We start from the raw sequence: 17706 nt of genomic DNA on the forward strand, positions 1-17706 counted from the left end.
CAGGGTGCGCGGCGGGCCGGCGCGGCCACGCTCAGGGCAGCAGGTCGCGGACCACCGCGTCGGCCAGCAGCCGGCCCCGCAGGGTGAGCACCGCCCGTCCCTGCGGATAGGCCACCGGGTCCAGCAGCCCGTCGGCGAGCGCGCGGGCGGCGGCGGCCCGGCCCGCGTCGTCCAGCACCTCCAGCGGCAGGCCGGAGGCGAGCCGCAGGCGCAGCATCACGTCCTCCGTGTGCGTCTCGGCCGGGGTGAGGATCTCCCGGGCCAGGCCGGGTGAGTGCCCGGCGGCGAGTCGCTGCGCGTACGTCGTGGGATGTTTGACGTTCCACCAGCGCACCCCGCCGACGTGGCTGTGCGCCCCCGGGCCGAGGCCCCACCAGTCGCCGCCGGTCCAGTAGAGCAGGTTGTGCCGGCACCGGGCCGCCCCGCCGCGGGCCCAGTTGGAGACCTCGTACCAGGAGAAACCGGCCGCGTCGAGGGCGTCCTCGGCGGCCAGGTAGCGGTCCGCCGCCACGTCGTCGGAGGGGTACGGCAGCTCGCCGCGCCGCATCCGGGCGGCCAGCCGGGTGCCGTCCTCCACGATCAGGGCGTACGCGCTGACGTGGTCGACCCCGGCGGCGACCACCTGCTCCAGCGAGGCGGCGAAGTCCTCCGGACGCTCCCCCGGTGTGCCGTAGATCAGGTCGAGGTTGACGTGGTCGAACCCGGCGTCGCGGGCCTCCCGGGCGGCCTCGACGGCCCGTCCCGGGCGGTGGGTGCGGTCGAGGACGGCCAGCACCCCGGCGGCGGCGGACTGCATGCCCAGCGAGATCCGGGTGTAGCCGGCGGCGCGCAGGGTCTTCAGCGACTCCGGGGTGACCGACTCGGGGTTGGCCTCGGTGGTGACCTCGGCGTCGGCGGCCAGCCCCCAGGTGCGGTCGATGCCGTCGAGCAGCCGGGCCAGGTCGTCGGCGGGCAGCAGGGTGGGGGTGCCGCCGCCGACGAAGACCGTGTCGACCCGGGGCGGTGGGGCGTCGGCGAGCACCCGGGCGGCGAGCGCCAACTCGGCCAGCACGGTGTCGGCGTACGACTCCCGGCCGACGCCTCCGCCCAGCTCGGCGGCGGTGTAGGTGTTGAAGTCGCAGTAGCCGCACCGGCTGGCGCAGAACGGCACGTGCAGGTAGACACCGAACCCGCGCGCGCCGACCCCGCGCAGGGCGGTGCCGGGCAGCGCGCCGTCGACGGGAACGGTCTCGCCATCTGGAAGGACGCCGGGCATGGCCACTAGTGTGCCCGGCATGACCTCTCCCGACCGACTCGTGCGGGTCGCCACGGCCCGTGGGGTGACCACCCTCACCCTGGACAGCCCGCACAACCGCAACGCGCTGTCCACCCCGTTGATGACCGAGCTGCTGGCCGGGATCGCCGGGGCGGTCGCCGACGACGCGGTCCGGGTGGTCGTGCTGGACCACACCGGCCCGGTCTTCTGCTCGGGGGCCGACCTCAAGGAGACGGCGGCGGCGTACGCCAGCGGGTCGGTGCCGGCCGGGATGCTCGGTGACGTGCTGGTGGCGGTGCGCCAGTGCCCGAAGCCGGTGCTGGCGCGGGTGGCCGGGCCGGCGCGGGCCGGCGGGTTGGGCCTGATCGCGGCGGCCGACCTGGCGGTCTGCGCGCAGGAGGCGACGTTCGCCTTCACCGAGGTGCGGATCGGGGTGATCCCGGCGGTGATCTCGGCGACCGTGCTGCCCCGGCTGCATCCCCGGGCCGCCGCCGAGCTGTACCTGACCGGCGACACCTTCGACGGCCAGCGGGCCGCCGAGGTGGGGCTGGTGACCGCCGCCGTGCCGGCCGCCGAGCTGGACGCGGCGGTGGCCCGGTACTGCGCGTCGCTGGTCCGGGGCGCTCCCGGGGCGCTGGCCGGGACGAAGGAGCTGCTGCGCCGCCCGGCCGCCACCGACCTGCGCGCGGAGATCGCCGACCTGTCCGCCCGGTCCACCGGCTACTTCCTTTCCGACGAGGGCCGCGAGGGCGTGGCGGCGTTCCGGGAGAAGCGACCAGCCCGATGGGTGGTGGCGGTGGAGGGTGGGCACGGTGAGGGTGCGGGGTGAGTGCGAGGGGTGCGGGGTTTTCCGGACGGCCCTGCGGGAACGTGAACCGGTCGACCGACCCGGGGCCGCCGGTTGGCGACGTACGCTTGGCGAACGTTGAAACGGGAGGTGCGGGTGCGGACGCGGACATTCGTGGCAGCCGGGGTCGTGGTGGCGTTGTTCGCCATCGTCGGGGGCTGGGGAGTCCGTCAACTCGACGGGGAGTTCCGGCTTCCCGTCGCCGGCCGTAGCTGCACCGTGCAGGCCGACGGCACCGTGAAGCTCGACGCCGACCAGATGGCCAACGCGGCCACCATCGCCGCGATCGGCATGCAGCGGCAGATGCCCGAACAGGCCGTGGTGGTCGCCCTGGCCACCGCGTACCAGGAGTCGGGGCTGCGCAACCTCGCCCACGGTGACCGCGACTCGCTCGGCCTGTTCCAGCAGCGCCCCAGCCAGGGGTGGGGCACCCCGGAGCAGATCCGCGACCAGCGGTACGCGGCGAACCGGTTCTACAAGGCGCTGAAGAAGGTACGCGGCTGGGAGCGGATGGAGGTCACCGACGCGGCCCAGGCGGTGCAGCGTTCGGCGTACCCGGAGGCGTACCAGAAGTGGGCCGACGAGTCGCAGGTGCTGGCGCGGGCCCTGCTCGGCGAGGCGACCGGTGCGGTGGCCTGCACGGTGGGGCGTACCCCGGTGATGCGCGGGCAGGCCGCAGCGGCCGAACTGACCCGTGGCCTGACCCTCGACTGGGGGTTGCCCGACGCCGGTGCGGTGGCCGAGCTGACCGACGTGACGGTGCCCGCCTCGGACGCCCGGGACGGCTGGCGGTACGCGCACTGGCTGGTCTCGCACGCCCCCGACCACGGGGTGAAGCGGGTGCGCTTCGACGGGCTGGAGTGGAGCGCCGACAACGGCCGGTGGGCGAAGGTCGCCGACGGCCGGGCGACCGGGTCCCGGGTGCTGGCCGAGGTCTTCGCCGACCCCGCCTGACGGGCCGGGCCGGTGCGGTCAGCCGGCGACGTTCAACCGGCGGCGGACCTTCTCCCTGGTGGAGGCGGGCAGTTCGGGTACGTCGAGCAGCCGGGGCAGCAGCTCCGGCTCCAGGCTGGTGGCCCGGAACACCTCGCCGATGGTGACGCCGTGCGCCGGCCGGTCCACCACCGTCACCGGGTCGCCCGCGCTCACCTCGCCGTCGCGCAGCACCCGCAGGTAGGCCCCGGGGGCGGCCCGGACGGTGAACCGTTTGATCAGGTCGGGCACCCCCCAGAAACCGGCGAAGGTCGTGCACGGGGTACGCGGTTTGGTGACCTGGAGCAGCGCCGACCCGACCGCCCAGCGTTCGCCGATCACCGCGCCGGTCACGTCCACCGCGCAGGTGGTGAGGTTCTCGCCGAAGCCGCCGGGGCGGATGTCGCGGCCCAGTTCGGCCGACCACCAGCCGGCGTCCTCCTGCGCGTAGGCGTAGACCGCCTGCTCGGGGCCGCCGTGTTGGGGCCGTTCGCCGATGAAGTCGCCGGCCACCCCGTCGGCGCGCAGCAGTACCGGGCCGTCGACCGGCCGCTTGTCGATGCCGCTGCGCCCGCTCGCGTCACCCGCCCACTGCGCCTGCGTCACCACGCCGAGGTTCACCGCCGCCACCCTGCCCGTCATGGCCCCAGGGTACGGCCGGGCGCGGGTGGTCACCGTCCCGGCTCAGCCCTTGACGGCGCCCGCCACCAGACCGGAGACCATCCGACGCTGCACCAGCAGGAAGAAGACGATCACGGGGAGGGTGAACAGGGTGGACGCGGCCATCACCGACCCCCAGGCGGTGTCGTCGCGGCCGAAGAAGAAGGTCATCGCCACCGGCAGGGTGTAGCGGCTCTGGTCGTTGACGAAGGTCAACGCGAAGATCAGCTCGTTCCAGGCGGTGATGAAGGAGAAGATGCTGGTGGCCACCAGGCCGGGCGCGACCAGCGGAAAGAGGACCTTGCGGAAGGTCTGGACGCGGCTGGCGCCGTCGATGGCGGCGGCCTCCTCCAGTTCCTTCGGCACGGCTGCCACGAAGCCGCGCAACATCCACACCGCGAACGGCAGCGAGAAGCCCAGGTAGGTGAGGATCAGGCTGGGCAGGGTGTTGTAGAGGCCGAGCCGCTGGATCATCAGGAACAGCGGGATGACCAGCGCCTCCAGCGGGATCATCTGCACCACCAGCAGCATGATCAGGAAGGTGGTCCGCAGCCGGAACCGGAACCGGGCGACCGCCGTCGCGGCCAGCAGCGCCACCAGCCCGCTGAGCACGACCGTGCTGACGGCCACCAGCACGCTGTTGAGCAGGAAGTCGCCGAAGGTCACGCCCGGGATCAGGTTGCCGGTGAGGATCTCCCGGTAGTGCTCCAGGGTGGGGTGGGCCGGGACCGGCCGGGGCGTGGTCGAAAAGATCTCCCGGTTCGGTTTCAGCGAGGTGGCGATCATCCAGTAGACCGGGAAGGCGGCGAAGAGCGCCACCAGCAGGCCCGCGCCGTTGAGGGCGACCTTCTTCACGACGCGTCCTCCTGTCTGAGCACCATCCGGACGTACAGGCCGGTCACCACCAGCAGGATCAGCGTGAGGATGACCGCGATGGCCGAGCCCACGCCGTACTTGGGCGGCGGGGAGAACGCCTCGGCGTACGAGTAGATCGACAGCATGAACGTCGGCCGGTCCTGGGTGCCGCCGGCCAGCACGAACTGCTGGGTGAAGACCTTGAAGTCCCAGATGGTGGAGAGCACCACCAGGATGCCGAAGACCGGCCGCAGCAGCGGGAAGGTGATCTTCCAGAACACCGTCCACGGGCCGGCCCCGTCGACCCGGGCCGCCTCGTGCAGCTCGCTCGGCACGCTCTTGAGCCCGGCGAGCACGCTGACCGCGATGAACGGGAACGAGTGCCAGACCACCACCAGGGTCAGGATCGCGAAGAACAGCAGCGGCGAGTTGAACCAGCCGTAACCCGACCAGTCGGTGCGGCCGAAGAGCGCCTGCGACAGCCCGTCCGGCAGGGCATTGAACGCCCAGGTGACCAGGCCGGAGGTGTCGTCGAAGATCCATTTCCAGACGATCGTGCCGGTCAGCGCCGGGGTGGCCCAGGCCAGCATCACGCAACTGGCCACGAAGGTGGCCATCTTCCGGCCGAGCCGGTGCAGCAGCAGCCCGACCAGGGTGCCCAGCACCATCGTCAGCAGCACGTTCGCCGCCGCGAAGAGCACGGTGTTGCGCAGCACCGTACGGAAGAACGGGTCGCCGAGGATCTGGGTGTAGTTGGCCAGCCCGACGAACGGCCACTCCCGGTCCCCGCGCAGCTGCCGGACGCTGTTGAGCCGGAAGAACGACATCGCCACCACCTGGCCCAGCGGCCAGAGCAGCAGCACCCCGATCACGACCAGGCAGGGCAACAGGAGCAGGTACGGCAGGCGGTCCACCCGGGGCCGCCGCCGCGTGGGGGTGTCCCGGGCGGCGGCCGTCGCGGGGTGCTCGGTCCGGATGCTCACTTGGCGTTGAGGATGCTTTCCATCTCGGCGGCGGCGTCGGCGGTGGCCTGCTGCACCGACTTCTGGCCCTTGATGACCGAGCTGTTCATCGCCTGGGTGACCGTCTTGGTCCGGCTGACCTCCACCCACTTCGGGGTCAGCGGGGTCACCCGGGTGCGCTGCATGGTGCTGGCGAACGCCGCCATCAGCTTGTCGTCGGCGTAGTCGCCGCCCTGCACGAGGTCGGAGTAGACCGGGAAGAAGCCGAGGCTGCCGGCGAAGGTCTTCGCGTTCTTCTTGCTCAACAGCACGGTCAGGTAGTCCCAGGCCAGGTCCTGCCGCTCGCTGTCCTGCCAGAGAGCGACGTCGGAGCCGCCGGCGAAGGCGGGGGCCGGGCCGCCGTCCGGGCCGGGGATCGGGAAGGTCCCCCACACCTTCTCGATGTCGGGATTGTCCTTCTTGATCGCGCCGGCCTGCCAACTGCCGGCGAAGGCCATCGCCGCCTTGCCCGTGGCGAACTGGGTACGGGCGTCGATCTCGTTCCACCCGGCGGCGGCCGGCGGGGCGACCTTGTGCACGGTCACCAGGTCGGTCCAGAACTTCACCGCCCGCTGGGCCTGCGGGCTGGTGTAACCGGACTTCCAGGTGCCGCCCTGGTCGGTCGCGATCTCGCCGCCGGCACCCCAGAGGAAGGAGTAGAAGGGCAGTTCGGAGTTGCCCGGCAGGGCGATGCCGTAGCTGCCGGGCTTCTTGGCCTGCACCGCCTTGGCGACCGAGACCAGCTCGTCCCAGGTCTTCGGCGGCTGCACGCCGGCCTCGGCGAACCAGTCGGTGCGGTAGTAGACGGCGCGGACCCCGGCGTACCAGGGGACGCCGTACTGCTTGCCGTCGAGTTGGGCGTTGCGCACCAGGTCGGGCAAGACGTCCCTGCCGTCGGCCCAGCCGCCGAAGCGGCCGGAGATGTCGGCGAGCGCCTCCTGGGCCGCCCAGCCCTGCGTCTCGGTGTTGCCCAGCTCGGTGACGTCCGGGCCCTCGCCGCCGGCGAGCGCCGCCTGGAACTTCTTCGGCGCCTCCAGCCAGGGTATGTACTGGACCACCACGTCGGTGTCGGGGTGCCGCTGCCGGAACTCGGTCTCGACGCCGTCGAGGAACGCCGTCTGGGCGTCGCTCCCCTCGCCCATCATCCAGACCGTCAGTTTGCTGTCGTCGGCGGCTTCGTCGTCGCCGGAACCGCCGCAACCGGCGAGCACCATCGCGGCCGAGGCCACGACGGCGGTGACCGGGGCCAGCCGCTTCCACCTGTTCACGCCACATCTCCCTCGCACCGTCCGGCACTTACCTTCTCTGCCGCACCCTAGTAGGAAAATTTCCTTTACGACAGGGGGTGGGTGCCGCCCCGCGCGGGCGGACCGCCGACGGTGCGGCGGCCGACGGCGGGGCGTTCGGCGAGGCGACCGTATCGCAGGCGGGGGCCGCTCAGGCAGGCCCCGCGACGACCCGACGGGATCGACGGTCGCCATCCGGACGAGCGGATGCCCGCCCCCGAACCGGGGGCGGGCATCCGCTGGGTTGGTCCGCGCCGGCCGGTCACCGGCCGGCGGGCGGGGTCACCGGTGGGTGACGCCCCGACGACGACCCACACCGGCCACCAGGGCCACGGCGATGGCGGCGAGGACGACCTGCACCAGCAGCTCGGCCCAGTCGATGCCGGCGGTCTGGGTGGCGATGCCCATCGCGCGGGCCAGCACGGTGCCCAGCAGCGCGGCACCGACACCGATCAGCATGTGCAGCCAGATCGGCATGTTCTGGCGGCCCGGCACGACCAGGCGACCCAGCGCGCCGACGATGAGACCGACGACGAGCGCGGTGATGATGCCCCAGACGGTGAACTCCACGGCCGTCCTCCTTCAGTAGATATGTCGTTGGTGAGTGTTTGTTGCTGTGGTGATCGATAGGTTCCCGAAGTGGATAATCTCCAAACCGACTCCGGTAACGATCTGGTCTAGACCGCCCGTCACCGGCGACGGCCCGCGCCGCCCGGTCCCCCACACGCCAGCGGGCGCCCGACCCCGTGGGGGTCGGGCGCCCGCTGCGCGGTGCCGCTTGACTTACCGGTGGGTGACGCTGCGGCGGCGACCCACACCGGCCACCAGGGCCACGGCGATGGCGGCGAGGACGACCTGCACCAGCAGCTCCGTCCAGTCGATTCCGGCGGTTTCCGTGGCGATGCCCATGGCGCGGGCCAGCACGGTGCCCAGCAGGGCGGCGCCCACGCCGATCAGCATGTGCAGCCAGATCGGCATGTTCTGGCGGCCCGGCACGACCAGACGGCCCAGAGCGCCGACGATGAGACCAACAACGAGCGCGGTGATGATGCCCCAGACGGTGAACTCCACGGTCGCCCTCCTCCTGAAGATTGAGTCACACGGTATGTGTGGTTCCTGTCGTGACAGCTAGGTTCCCGACCCGCCGGAAAACCAAACCGACTCACCACCACACATGTCGCCGAACGTCGATCCGACACCGCTGCGTCGGTTTGCCGGCTGTCGATGTCCGCGCAGCTCAGGACACTCGCGCCAGTCCGTCCGGCAGCGGCACCGGGGCGGAAAAATTCGTCCGTACGACACCGGGTACGCACACGCCGACGGCCGGCGGCCCGGTCGGATCACCGGGGCCGCCGGCCGTCGTGGGTACCGGGACGGGACGGGCCGCGCGGGGCACGGCCGACCCGATCGGGTGTCCGCGCCCGGCTACTTCTTGCCGGCCGGCTTGGCGTCGGCGGAGTCCGAGGAGAGCGCGGCGATGAAGGCCTCCTGGGGAACCTCGACCCGGCCCACCATCTTCATCCGCTTCTTGCCCTCCTTCTGCTTCTCCAGCAGCTTGCGCTTGCGGCTGATGTCACCGCCGTAGCACTTGGCGAGGACGTCCTTGCGGATGGCGCGGATGGTCTCCCGGGCGATCACCCGGCTGCCGATGGCCGCCTGGATCGGCACCTCGAACTGCTGGCGCGGGATCAGGTTGCGCAGCTTCGCCGCGATCGTCGTGCCGTAGTTGTACGCCTTGTCCTTGTGCACGATCGCGCTGAACGCGTCCACCGGCTCGCCGTGCAGCAGGATGTCCACCTTGACCAGGTCGGACGCCTGCTCGCCGGAGGGCTCGTAGTCCAGCGAGGCGTACCCCTTGGTACGGCTCTTGAGCTGGTCGAAGAAGTCGAAGATGATCTCGGCGAGCGGGAGGGTGTAGCGCAGTTCCACCCGGTCGGCGGAGAGGTAGTCCATGCCGAGCAGGCTGCCCCGCCGCCCCTGGCACAGCTCCATCACCGCGCCCACGTAGTCGTTCGGGGTGAGCACGGTGGCCCGCACCACCGGCTCGTACACCTCGGCGATCTTGCCGGTGGGGTACTCGCTCGGGTTGGTCACCACGATCTCCTCACCGTCGTCGGTGATGGCCCGGTAGACCACGTTCGGCGCGGTGGAGATCAGGTCGAGGTTGTACTCCCGCTCCAGCCGCTCCCGGATGATCTCCAGGTGCAGCAGGCCGAGGAAGCCGCAGCGGAAGCCGAAGCCGAGCGCGCCCGACGTCTCCGGCTCGTAGTCGAGCGCGGCGTCGTTGAGCTTGAGCTTGTCCAGCGCCTCGCGCAGGTTGGGGTAGTCCGAGCCGTCGATCGGGTAGAGGCCGGAGTAGACCATCGGCTTCGGGTCCTTGTAGCCGCCGAGCGCCTCGGTGGCCGGCCGGGCGTTGATGGTGACGGTGTCACCGACCCGGGACTGGCGGACGTCCTTCACCCCGGTGATCAGGTAGCCCACCTCGCCGACGCCGAGCGCGTCGGCCTTGACCATCTCGGGGGAGATGACGCCGATCTCCAGCAGCTCGTGCACGGCGGCGGTGGACATCATCTTGATCCGGTCCCGGGCGCTGATCCGGCCGTCGATGACCCGGACGTAGGTGACCACGCCCCGGTAGACGTCGTACACCGAGTCGAAGATCATCGCCCGGGCGGGCGCGTCGGCGTCGCCGACCGGCGGGACGAACTGCCTGACGATCTCGTCGAGCAGGTACGGCACCCCGTCACCGGTCTTGCCGGAGACCCTGATGCAGTCGGCCGGGTCGCCGCCGATCAGGTGGGCCAGTTCCTCGGCGTACTTCTCGGGCTGGGCGGCCGGCAGGTCGATCTTGTTGAGCACCGGAATGATCTTGAGATCGTTCTCCAGCGCCAGGTAGAGGTTCGCCAGCGTCTGCGCCTCGATGCCCTGGGCGGCGTCGACCAGCAGCAGCGCCCCCTCGCAGGCGGCGAGCGACCGGGACACCTCGTAGGTGAAGTCCACGTGGCCCGGGGTGTCGATCATGTTCAGGACGGCCTGCTCACCGGCCCGCTCACCCTCGCGGATGGTCCACGGCATCCGGACGGCCTGGCTCTTGATGGTGATGCCGCGTTCGCGCTCGATGTCCATCCGGTCGAGGTACTGCGCGCGCATCTGCCGGGGATCGACCACGCCGGTGAGCTGCAACATCCGGTCGGCCAGGGTCGACTTCCCGTGGTCGATGTGGGCGATGATGCAGAAGTTCCGGATGCGCGCCGGGTCGGTGGCACCAGGAGCGTTCGCGCCGGGATCGAGCGTCGGTGGCACAGCGGTCCGTTCTGGTCGGCTGACGTGAGCGGGCCGACACGCCGCCGGCCCCCTCTATGCTCCCACGTCGCTCCGAACGCGGTCCGATCACTCCTGGGGTACCCGGCGGCGGCTCCACCGGCGGCTCACTCCTCGGGCGGCTCGACGAAGAGCGCGGCGAGCTTCGGCAGCCGGCGGCGGGCCTCCGCCTCGTCGTCGAAGTCCCAGAAGTCGTTCAGGTCCGGCATCCGCACCGGGTCCCGCTGCGCCGGCAACTCAGCCGCGGTCGCCTTGCGGTACGCGTCCCACGGCACCGCCAGCATGTCCTCGCACTCGAACTCCTCGCCGCTGAGCGCCGCCGACCGCACCCGGGGCAGCCCCGCCAGCGAATCCGGGTCGGCCACCGCGGCGGCGAAGACCGCCCGGCCCTGGGTCATCAGCCAGCCCCGGAAGTACTCGAACCCGTCGTCGGAGGCACCCCCGTTTATCAGGTACGCCGCACCCCACAGGTCGACCCGGTACGAGGCGGCCAGCACCCGCTGCTGGTGGTGCGCGTACCCGACGATGTCCTCCGGGGTGCGCTCGGCGAGCAGCGCGACCGCCCGCGCGGCGACCGCGTCGGCCTCTCCCCCGGCCCCGGCGCGGGCCTGGTCGATCAACTGCCAGAAGTCGTCGGTCCTCATGGCTCGGAGTCTCCCAGACCCGCGCCGCCCCCGGCCCCACCCGGCCGGGCCCGGCCGGACCGGGCACGATGGTGGGGTGTCCGCGACGCCGCCGCCGTACCACCGGACCGCCGTGCGACCCGACTGGCCGGACCTGCCCGACGCCCTGCGGGAGGCGGTCAGCGGCCGGCTCGGCGCGCCGGTGGTCGCGGCCCGGACCGCGACCGCAGGCTTCACCGGCGGCTTCGCCGCCGTGCTCACCACGGCCACCGGCGCGCGGGTCTTCGTCAAGGCCGCCGACCTGGCCCGCCAGCGTCACCTCGCCGACTGGTACGCCCGGGAGCTGGCCGTCCTCGCCCGGTTGCCCGCCGGCCTGCCGGTGCCCCGCCCGCACTGGGCGCTCGACGCGGCCGGCTGGTACGCGGTCGGCCTGGACGCCGTCGACGGGCGGACACCCCGCCTGCCCTGGGACCCGGCCGAGCTGGACGCCGTGCTCGCCGGGTACGCCGGGGTCGCCGCCGCGCTGGCCGACCCGCCCGCCGGGCTGACCGCGATCGGCCTGCCCCGGCTGGCCGACCTGGCCCGCTCCGACATCCTGTGGTGGGAGGAGGTGGCCGCCGGGCGGGAGCCGGTGCCCCCGCTGATCCCGCCGGCCCGCGACCGGTTGCCCGAACTCGTCGCGCTGGAGTCCCGCCTGCCCGGGTACGCGGCAGCCGCGCCCGGCCTGGCCCACGGCGACCTGCGGGTGGACAACGTGCTGCTGGACCCCGCCGGCCGGGCCTGGTTCTGCGACTGGAACTGGCTGTGCCACGGCCCCGCCTGGTTCGACCTGGCCGGCCTGTTGATCACCGGGTACGCCGACGGGGCCGGGCTGGACGCCGTCTTCGCCACACATCCGGCGGCGGCCGACGCCCCGCCCGACGCCCTGGACGTGACCCTGGCCGCGCTCGCCGGCTACTACCTCACCGCCGCCGGCCCGCCGGCGACGGCCGCCCCCGCGTCGGGCGTGGGGACGGCCGAGCCGGGCACCGGGACGCCCGGGGGGAACCCGGCGGGTACGTCCGCGCTGCTCGGGGCGCACCGGCGGTTCAGCGGGGAGCAGGCGCTCCGCTGGCTCGCCGCCCGGCGGGGCTGGCGCTGACACCGACCGGCCCCGGACCGGTCGGCCACCGACGGCGGGCCGGCCCGCTGTGCCCGGGGCAGGGCGTTTTGGCTCGTCCCGGCCGACCTGGTAGCCTGGCTTTTCGCGTGGCGATGACGCATGCACGTCGTACGCGGATTGCAGACCAAACCGAGCTATCAAGACGAGGCTGTCGCGTGGCGAACATCAAGTCCCAGATCAAGCGCAACCGGCAGAACGAGAAGCGCCGGCTGCGTAACAAGTCGGTCAAGTCGTCGCTGAAGACCGCCATCCGGAAGTTCCACGAGGCTGCGGAGGCTGGTGACACCGAGAAGGCCACCACCCTGATGCGTGACGCCGCCCGCAAGCTCGACAAGGCCGCCAGCAAGGGCGTCATCCACGCCAACCAGGCGGCCAACCGGAAGTCGGCCATCGCGAAGCGCGTCGACTCGTTCTCGGCCTGACCGAGCGACCCACACCTGACCGAGAGCCCCGGGGTACCACCCCGGGGCTCTCGGCTGTGCTTTTCCTGGCGACGGTGCGCTGCCGTCTTCCCTGGCGACGGTGCGTGGCGACGGCCGCCCGCGTCCCGTCCCGGGTGTGTCGTGGCACGACGACGACCATGGTCGGGCTAGCCGTGGTACCGCCGGGGGCGCAGCGGCGGCCCGGTCGGCCTCCCCGGTGCGGGCGCGTCGGTGACCACCGTGCCGGGTAGCGGGTACGGCACCGGGGCCCGCCCGACGATGGGTTCGAGTTCCCGCCGGAACCGGTCGCGTTCCTGCTCCGGCACCAGTGCCGCCGAGTGGACCACCCGCCCGGCGACCTCATCGTTGAGTTTGACCATGATCGCCACCGCCAGCGGCAGCACCGCCACCGCCCACCAGCTCACCAGCTCGGCCAGGGCGAGGAGCACCGCGAACGCCACCGCCCCCTCGAAGAAGAGGAAGCAGAGCACCGCGCCGGGGTTGATGATGCGCAGGCCGAGCAGCCGGGCGTAGAGCGGCCGGTAGCGGCGGTCGTCCGCCGGTACGACCGACCATCCGGGCCCGCCACGCCCCGCCGCCGGGCGGGCAGGGCCGGTCACCCGCCCACCGTGCCCCACCACCGGGCGGGAGGGGCCGGTCACCGGGCGCTGCCCCGCCGGGCGGCGGCGACCGAGAAGACCGCCTTCTCCAGGGCGTACCCCCGGTCGTCGGCGCCGCCCTTGACCGCCGCGTTGCACTCGGCCGCCGCCCGCATCGCCTCGACCAGGCCCTCCGGCGTCCAGCCCCGGGCCCGTTGCTGGGCGTTCTTGATCTTCCAGGCCGGCATGCCGAGGGTGCTCGCCAGCTGGTAGGGGTCGCCCCGGCCGGCAGCGGCGACCCGGGCCACCGTGCGGACCCCGTCGGCGAGGGCGTCGGCGATCGGGACCGGATCGACCCCGACGTGCAGGGCCCAGCGCAACGCCTCCAGGGCCGCCGGCACGTCGCCGATCATGGTGGCGTCGGCGACGGTGAAGCCGCTCACCTCGACCCGACCCCGGTAGTAGCGGGCCACCGTGTCCGCGCCGATCCGCCCGTCGGTGTCGGCGAGCAGTTGCGAGCAGGCGGCGGCCAACTCCCGCAGGTCGGTGCCGACGGCGGCGATCAACGCCTCGGCAGCGTCGTCGGTGCACCTGCCCCCGCCCCGGCGGATCTCGTCGCGGACGAACGCCACCCGCTCGCGGTGTCCCTTGAGCTTCGCGGCCGGGACGACCGTGGCGCCGGCGGCCCGCAGCCCGTCGGCGAACGCCTTGCCCTTGCCGCCGCCCAGGTGCAGGGCCACCAGCTGGACGTCCGGGTCGGGATTGCGGGCGTAGTCGAGCAGCGCGGTGACCAGGTCCTTGCGGGCGTCCTGGGCGGAACGGAGCACCAGCACCCGCCGGCCACCGAACAACGAGGGGCTGAGCATCTCGGCGATCTCGCCGACGGCCAACATCCCGGCCTGGTACTCCCGGACGTCGACCTGCGGGTCGACGCTGCGGGCTTTCGCCACGGCTTCGGTCACCGCGCGCGTGGCGAGCAGCTCCTCGTCGCCGAGGACGAGCAGAATAGGAGCAAGGTCGACGCCGGTCACGTCGCTCATCTTGGCACGGCGCGGCGGAGGATCGCGCCTGCTCATCGACGGCTGCGACGGCCCACCCCGCACTCAGCGCAAATATAGACATTTACCTCGATTGCCAGCTAGTGCACGCAATATCCCTTCCAGTCCGGATTTTCTCTCGCTTCTGTTCCCCTCACGTGCCGGGTCGACGGGCCCCACCGGCGGATCATCGGCGGCCCGGCGGCAGGCCCCGGGTGACCACCGCGAGCCGGCCGGAACGCACCACCACCGCCACGTCCCCGTCGGTGTCGGTCCGCAACACCCGCACACCGGAGCGGGCGAGCCGGTCGAGGATCACCGGGCTCGGATGCCCGTAGTCGTTGTCGACCCCCACCGGCACCAGCGCCACCGCCGGCCGGACCGCGTCGAGGAAGGCCGGGTCCTGGTAGGCGCTGCCGTGGTGGGCCACCTTGAGCACCTCGGCCCGCAACGCGTGCGGCGGCACCCGGTCCAGCAGTGCCCGTTGCTCCTCGGTCTCCGCGTCCCCGGGCAGCACGACGCGTACGCCGGCCACCGTGGCCCGCAGCACCAGCGAGTTGTTGTTCGGGTCGGACCGGGTGCCCCGCAGCGGGTAGGGCGGCCCGAGAACGACCACCTCCACCCCTGGCGACCGGTACGACCACCCGGCCGCCGGCACCACCTGGCGCGCCGGCCCGACGGCGGCCACCACCAGTTCCCGCCCCGCCACCGGCTCGGTCAGGGTCGGGGTGAGCACCGTGGCCACCCGCCGCCCCCGGGTCACCCCGGCCACGCCACCGACATGGTCGGCGTGGAAGTGGCTCACCACCAGCAGGGAGACCTCGCGTACCCCGAGCCGTCGCAGGCAACCGTCCACCGCCGACGGCTCCGGGCCGGCGTCCACCACCACCGCCCGGCCGTCCGCCACCGGCAGCACGACGGCGTCCCCCTGACCTACCGCGCACGCCACCACCACCCAACCGTCCGGCGGCCATCCGCTCGCCACCAGCCGTACCGGCAGGGTGCCCAGCACCACCGCCGCCGCGCCGACCGCCACGAGTCGGCGCACCAGCGGCCGGCGGACGGCCAGCAGCAGCCCCAGGGTCAGCCCGGCCAGCAGCAACGCGCCAGGCAGCCCGCCCGGCCAGGGCAGGGTGCCGGCGGGCAACCGGGCCCCCACCCGGGCGACGGTGACCAGCCACCAGGCCGGCCAGCTCGCCAGCCAGGCGGCGAACTCCGCCCCGACCGGCCACACCGGCGAGACCACCGCCGCCGTCACCCCCAGCACCGTCGCCGGGGCGATCGCCGGCACCACGAGCAGGTTGGCCGGCACCGCCACCAGGCTCACCGTGCCGGAGATGCCGGCCACCACCGGCCCGCAGGCGAGCTGGGCCGCCGCCGGGACGGCGAGGGCCTCCGCCAACCCGGCCGGTACGCCCCGCCGCCGCAGCCCGTCGCGCCAGCCCGGGGCGAGCAGCAGCAATCCGCCGGTCGCCAGGACCGACAGCGCGAATCCGGCGTCCCCGGCCAGCTCCGGATCGACGAGCACCAGCACGGTCACCGCCGCCGCCAACGCCGGCAGTGTGGCCCGGGGCCGCCCGACCGCCAACGCGGCCAGCCCGATCGCCCCCATGGTGGCTGCCCGTACCACGCTGGGCGAGGGACGGACCAGGACGACGAAACCGATCAGGGCGAGCCCGCAGAGGACCGCCGCCAGCCGGGGGCCGGCACGGGCCCACCGGGCCGCCAGCAGCACCGCACCGACCACGATCGCCACGTTCGACCCGGAGACCGCGTTGAGGTGGGTCATCCCGGTGGCCCGGAAGTCCTCCTCCACGGTGGCCGGCAACCGGCTGGTGTCCCCGACGACCAGGCCGGGCAGCAGACCACCCTGCTCGGGCGGGAGCGGGGCGCAGGCCCGGTGCAGACCGGCCCGCAGGGTGCCGGCGGCGCGTTGGAGCCACGGCGGGGGCCCGTCCCGGACCGGTGGGCCGGACACGGTCAGCACGGCGGCGGTGAGGTCGCCGCCCCGGGGCGCGGCGAGCCTGCCCTCGGCGGTCAGCCGCTGCCCCGGCAGCAGACCCCGCCAGGCCGGGTCGGTGGCGAGCACGAGCAGGCGTACCGAAACCCGAAGGCGGTGGCCCTGCGGATCGGTGATGGTGCCCGACTGCGCGGTGACGAGCAGGGTCGCCGGGCGGCCGGGCGCCCCGCGTACCGGGCGGGGATCGTCGCGGAGCACCAGGTCGACGGTGACCCGGGCCCGCTCGTCGACCAGCGGGCGCAGTGGTACCGCGTCCCGCACGTGCAGCCGGGCGGCGGTGGCGGCACCGCCGCAGACCACGCCGAGCAGCACGGCGACGGCGATCCAGCCGTGCCGGCGGACCGGGGCGGCCGGGGTACCCAGCACCGCGAGCAGGTGTGCGGTGAGCAGGGCGGCGAGGACGGCGGCGCCTGCGGCGAGCAGGACCGCCGTGCGGGTGGTGAGGTGCAGGCAGGCCAACGCCGCCGACCAGGCCGCCACCGCCAGCCCGGCCAGCCGCAGGTCGGGTGCCCGGTCGGCGGTCACACCGTCACCAGATCCTTGAGCTGTTCGTACCGGGCGTCGCCGATGCCGTCGACCTGGCGCAGGTCGCCCACGCTGCGGAAGCCGCCGTGCTGGTCACGGTGGGTGAGGATGCGTTGGGCGAGCACCGGGCCGACCCCGGGCAACGCGTCGAGCTGGGCCACCGTGGCGGTGTTCAGGTTGACCCGGCCACCCGGCGCGGCCCCGCCGGGTGCCGCCGTCGGCCCGGCCGGGGCCGCACCGGAGCCTGCCGCGCCGGGTGGGGCGGTGACGCCGACCAGGATCAGCTCCCCGTCGGCCACCTTCCGGGCCGGGTTGAGCAGTGCCACGTCGGTGCCGGGCAGCGCCCCGCCGGCCGCCTCGACCGCGTCGGCGACCCGCGCCCCGGCCGGCACCCGGACCAGACCGGGGCGGCGGACCCGGCCGGACACCGCCACCACCAGCTCGCCGGTCGGCGCGACGGCCGGACCCGACGCGGGCCCGCCGGAGGACTCCGGCCCGGCCAGGGTCGTCGCCGGGCGCACCGGTTCCGGCTGCGGGCGGGACCGCCAGGCCCAGAATCCCGCGCCGAGCACCACGACCACCGCCACGACCGCCAGTGCCCGGACCCCGCGCCGACCGGGGTCGAAGACACCGGGACCCGGCAACCGGCCGGCCGGTGCCGGGTCGTCACCGTCGGCGGGATGCCGGTGGTCCGGTTCGCCGGGGCGGAACACGGTCGGATCGTCCCCCGCATGACGCCGTGCACCGGCGTCACGAGGGCCGTCGTCGTGGCGACGTGGACCGGCGTCGCGAGGACCGTCGTCGTGACGGCGTGCACCGGCGTCGGAAGAGTCATCGTCATGTCGGCGTGCAGCGGCGTCGGAGGGGCCGTCACCATGCGGCCCGGGACCGCGTGGCACATCGTCGAGATAGTCGCCGAGGTCGAGGGAGCCGGCGTCGCGGAAACCGGCGTCGGCGGCCGGCCGGGGACGGCGACCTGCCGCCGTCCCGGCCGTGCCCGCCTCCGACGGCGACGCCCCACCCGCGCCCGCCGCGCCCGGTACGCGCAGCGCCCCCGGCCGGTAAGGGCGGGGTGGCGGCTGCGGCGGGTCCGCCGTCCGTGCCACCGCCGACACCCCGGC

At 73.6% G+C, this 17706-nt stretch carries 17 protein-coding genes; 4 read left to right on the forward strand and 13 right to left on the reverse strand.

Features of this window, described 5'->3' with window-relative positions; all coding sequences use genetic code 11:
* Positions 1 to 31: 31 nt before the first annotated feature.
* Positions 32 to 1255, reverse strand: coding sequence for a radical SAM family heme chaperone HemW (gene hemW, locus ACN268_RS14890; RefSeq protein ID WP_421483718.1), 1224 nt, complete (start codon positions 1253 to 1255; stop codon positions 32 to 34).
* A 19-nt stretch (positions 1256 to 1274) separates the two neighbouring features.
* On the opposite strand from hemW, the gene ACN268_RS14895 reads away from it, so the two are divergent.
* Both ACN268_RS14895 and ACN268_RS14900 read left to right on the forward strand, forming a co-directional pair.
* Positions 1275 to 2084 carry an enoyl-CoA hydratase-related protein gene (locus ACN268_RS14895; RefSeq protein ID WP_421483719.1) on the forward strand — a complete coding sequence of 270 codons (810 nt, stop codon included), beginning with the start codon at positions 1275 to 1277 and terminating at the stop codon, positions 2082 to 2084.
* A gap of 108 nt (positions 2085 to 2192) precedes the next feature.
* Positions 2193 to 3056: a hypothetical protein gene (locus ACN268_RS14900; RefSeq protein WP_421486898.1), complete on the forward strand. Its 864-nt coding sequence runs from the start codon at positions 2193 to 2195 to the stop codon at positions 3054 to 3056.
* 18 nt (positions 3057 to 3074) lie between these two features.
* On the opposite strand, the gene ACN268_RS14905 is transcribed toward ACN268_RS14900, so the two are convergent.
* From ACN268_RS14905 to ACN268_RS14940, 8 genes are all read right to left on the reverse strand, one after another.
* Positions 3075 to 3716 (reverse strand): MOSC domain-containing protein, encoded by a 642-nt coding sequence (locus tag ACN268_RS14905; RefSeq protein WP_421483720.1) that lies wholly within the window; start codon positions 3714 to 3716, stop codon positions 3075 to 3077.
* A gap of 42 nt (positions 3717 to 3758) precedes the next feature.
* Positions 3759 to 4589, reverse strand: a complete 831-nt coding sequence (locus tag ACN268_RS14910) for a carbohydrate ABC transporter permease (protein ID WP_421483721.1) — start codon at positions 4587 to 4589, stop codon at positions 3759 to 3761.
* Positions 4586 to 5572: a carbohydrate ABC transporter permease gene (locus tag ACN268_RS14915; protein ID WP_421483722.1), complete on the reverse strand. Its 987-nt coding sequence runs from the start codon at positions 5570 to 5572 to the stop codon at positions 4586 to 4588. Before ACN268_RS14915 ends, ACN268_RS14910 begins: the two co-directional genes overlap by 4 nt.
* Positions 5569 to 6858 (reverse strand): sugar ABC transporter substrate-binding protein, encoded by a 1290-nt coding sequence (locus tag ACN268_RS14920; protein ID WP_421483723.1) that lies wholly within the window; start codon positions 6856 to 6858, stop codon positions 5569 to 5571. The genes ACN268_RS14915 and ACN268_RS14920 overlap by 4 nt, the downstream gene beginning before the upstream one ends.
* Before the next feature lie 300 nt (positions 6859 to 7158).
* Positions 7159 to 7446 carry a GlsB/YeaQ/YmgE family stress response membrane protein gene (locus tag ACN268_RS14925; RefSeq protein ID WP_088644376.1) on the reverse strand — a complete coding sequence of 96 codons (288 nt, stop codon included), beginning with the start codon at positions 7444 to 7446 and terminating at the stop codon, positions 7159 to 7161.
* 213 nt (positions 7447 to 7659) lie between these two features.
* Positions 7660 to 7947 (reverse strand): GlsB/YeaQ/YmgE family stress response membrane protein, encoded by a 288-nt coding sequence (locus tag ACN268_RS14930; protein WP_204959569.1) that lies wholly within the window; start codon positions 7945 to 7947, stop codon positions 7660 to 7662.
* A gap of 354 nt (positions 7948 to 8301) precedes the next feature.
* Positions 8302 to 10179, reverse strand: coding sequence for a translation elongation factor 4 (lepA, locus tag ACN268_RS14935; protein ID WP_088644374.1), 1878 nt, complete (start codon positions 10177 to 10179; stop codon positions 8302 to 8304).
* 125 nt (positions 10180 to 10304) lie between these two features.
* Positions 10305 to 10841: a DUF4240 domain-containing protein gene (locus tag ACN268_RS14940; protein ID WP_357932098.1), complete on the reverse strand. Its 537-nt coding sequence runs from the start codon at positions 10839 to 10841 to the stop codon at positions 10305 to 10307.
* Positions 10842 to 10917: 76 nt separating this feature from the next.
* Between ACN268_RS14940 and ACN268_RS14945 the strand changes: the two genes are divergently transcribed.
* Positions 10918 to 11961: a phosphotransferase family protein gene (locus ACN268_RS14945; protein ID WP_421483724.1), complete on the forward strand. Its 1044-nt coding sequence runs from the start codon at positions 10918 to 10920 to the stop codon at positions 11959 to 11961.
* A gap of 176 nt (positions 11962 to 12137) precedes the next feature.
* Entirely contained in the window at positions 12138 to 12404 is a 267-nt protein-coding gene (gene rpsT, locus ACN268_RS14950) for a 30S ribosomal protein S20 (RefSeq protein WP_088644372.1), read from the forward strand.
* A 167-nt stretch (positions 12405 to 12571) separates the two neighbouring features.
* Here the strand turns inward: rpsT and ACN268_RS14955 are convergent, their stop codons facing one another.
* The 4 genes from ACN268_RS14955 to ACN268_RS14970 form a co-directional block, all read right to left on the reverse strand.
* The gene (locus ACN268_RS14955) at positions 12572 to 13024 is read right to left on the reverse strand and encodes a hypothetical protein (protein WP_421483725.1); all 453 of its coding nucleotides are present in this window, start codon (positions 13022 to 13024) and stop codon (positions 12572 to 12574) included.
* Between the two features lie 38 nt (positions 13025 to 13062).
* Entirely contained in the window at positions 13063 to 14043 is a 981-nt protein-coding gene (gene holA / locus ACN268_RS14960; RefSeq protein WP_421483726.1) for a DNA polymerase III subunit delta, read from the reverse strand.
* Between the two features lie 184 nt (positions 14044 to 14227).
* Positions 14228 to 16585: a ComEC/Rec2 family competence protein gene (locus tag ACN268_RS14965; protein WP_421483727.1), complete on the reverse strand. Its 2358-nt coding sequence runs from the start codon at positions 16583 to 16585 to the stop codon at positions 14228 to 14230.
* Positions 16582 to 17484 (reverse strand): helix-hairpin-helix domain-containing protein, encoded by a 903-nt coding sequence (locus tag ACN268_RS14970; protein WP_421486899.1) that lies wholly within the window; start codon positions 17482 to 17484, stop codon positions 16582 to 16584. Before ACN268_RS14970 ends, ACN268_RS14965 begins: the two co-directional genes overlap by 4 nt.
* Between the last annotated feature and the right edge of the window lie 222 nt (positions 17485 to 17706).

The sequence above is a fragment of the Micromonospora sp. WMMD735 genome, assembly GCF_049178995.1.
GTDB classification, from domain to species: Bacteria; Actinomycetota; Actinomycetes; order Mycobacteriales; family Micromonosporaceae; genus Micromonospora; species Micromonospora wenchangensis.

What these genes read in the sequence shown, in the direction of transcription:
- hemW (WP_421483718.1), bottom strand. Translation starts at nt 1,255, where the DNA reads ATGCCCGGCGTCCTTCCAGATGGCGAGACCGTTCCCGTCGACGGCGCG.
- ACN268_RS14895 (WP_421483719.1), top strand. Translation starts at nt 1,275, where the DNA reads ATGACCTCTCCCGACCGACTCGTGCGGGTCGCCACGGCCCGTGGGGTG.
- ACN268_RS14905 (WP_421483720.1), bottom strand. Translation starts at nt 3,716, where the DNA reads ATGACGGGCAGGGTGGCGGCGGTGAACCTCGGCGTGGTGACGCAGGCG.
- ACN268_RS14940 (WP_357932098.1), bottom strand. Translation starts at nt 10,841, where the DNA reads ATGAGGACCGACGACTTCTGGCAGTTGATCGACCAGGCCCGCGCCGGG.
- holA (WP_421483726.1), bottom strand. Translation starts at nt 14,043, where the DNA reads ATGAGCGACGTGACCGGCGTCGACCTTGCTCCTATTCTGCTCGTCCTC.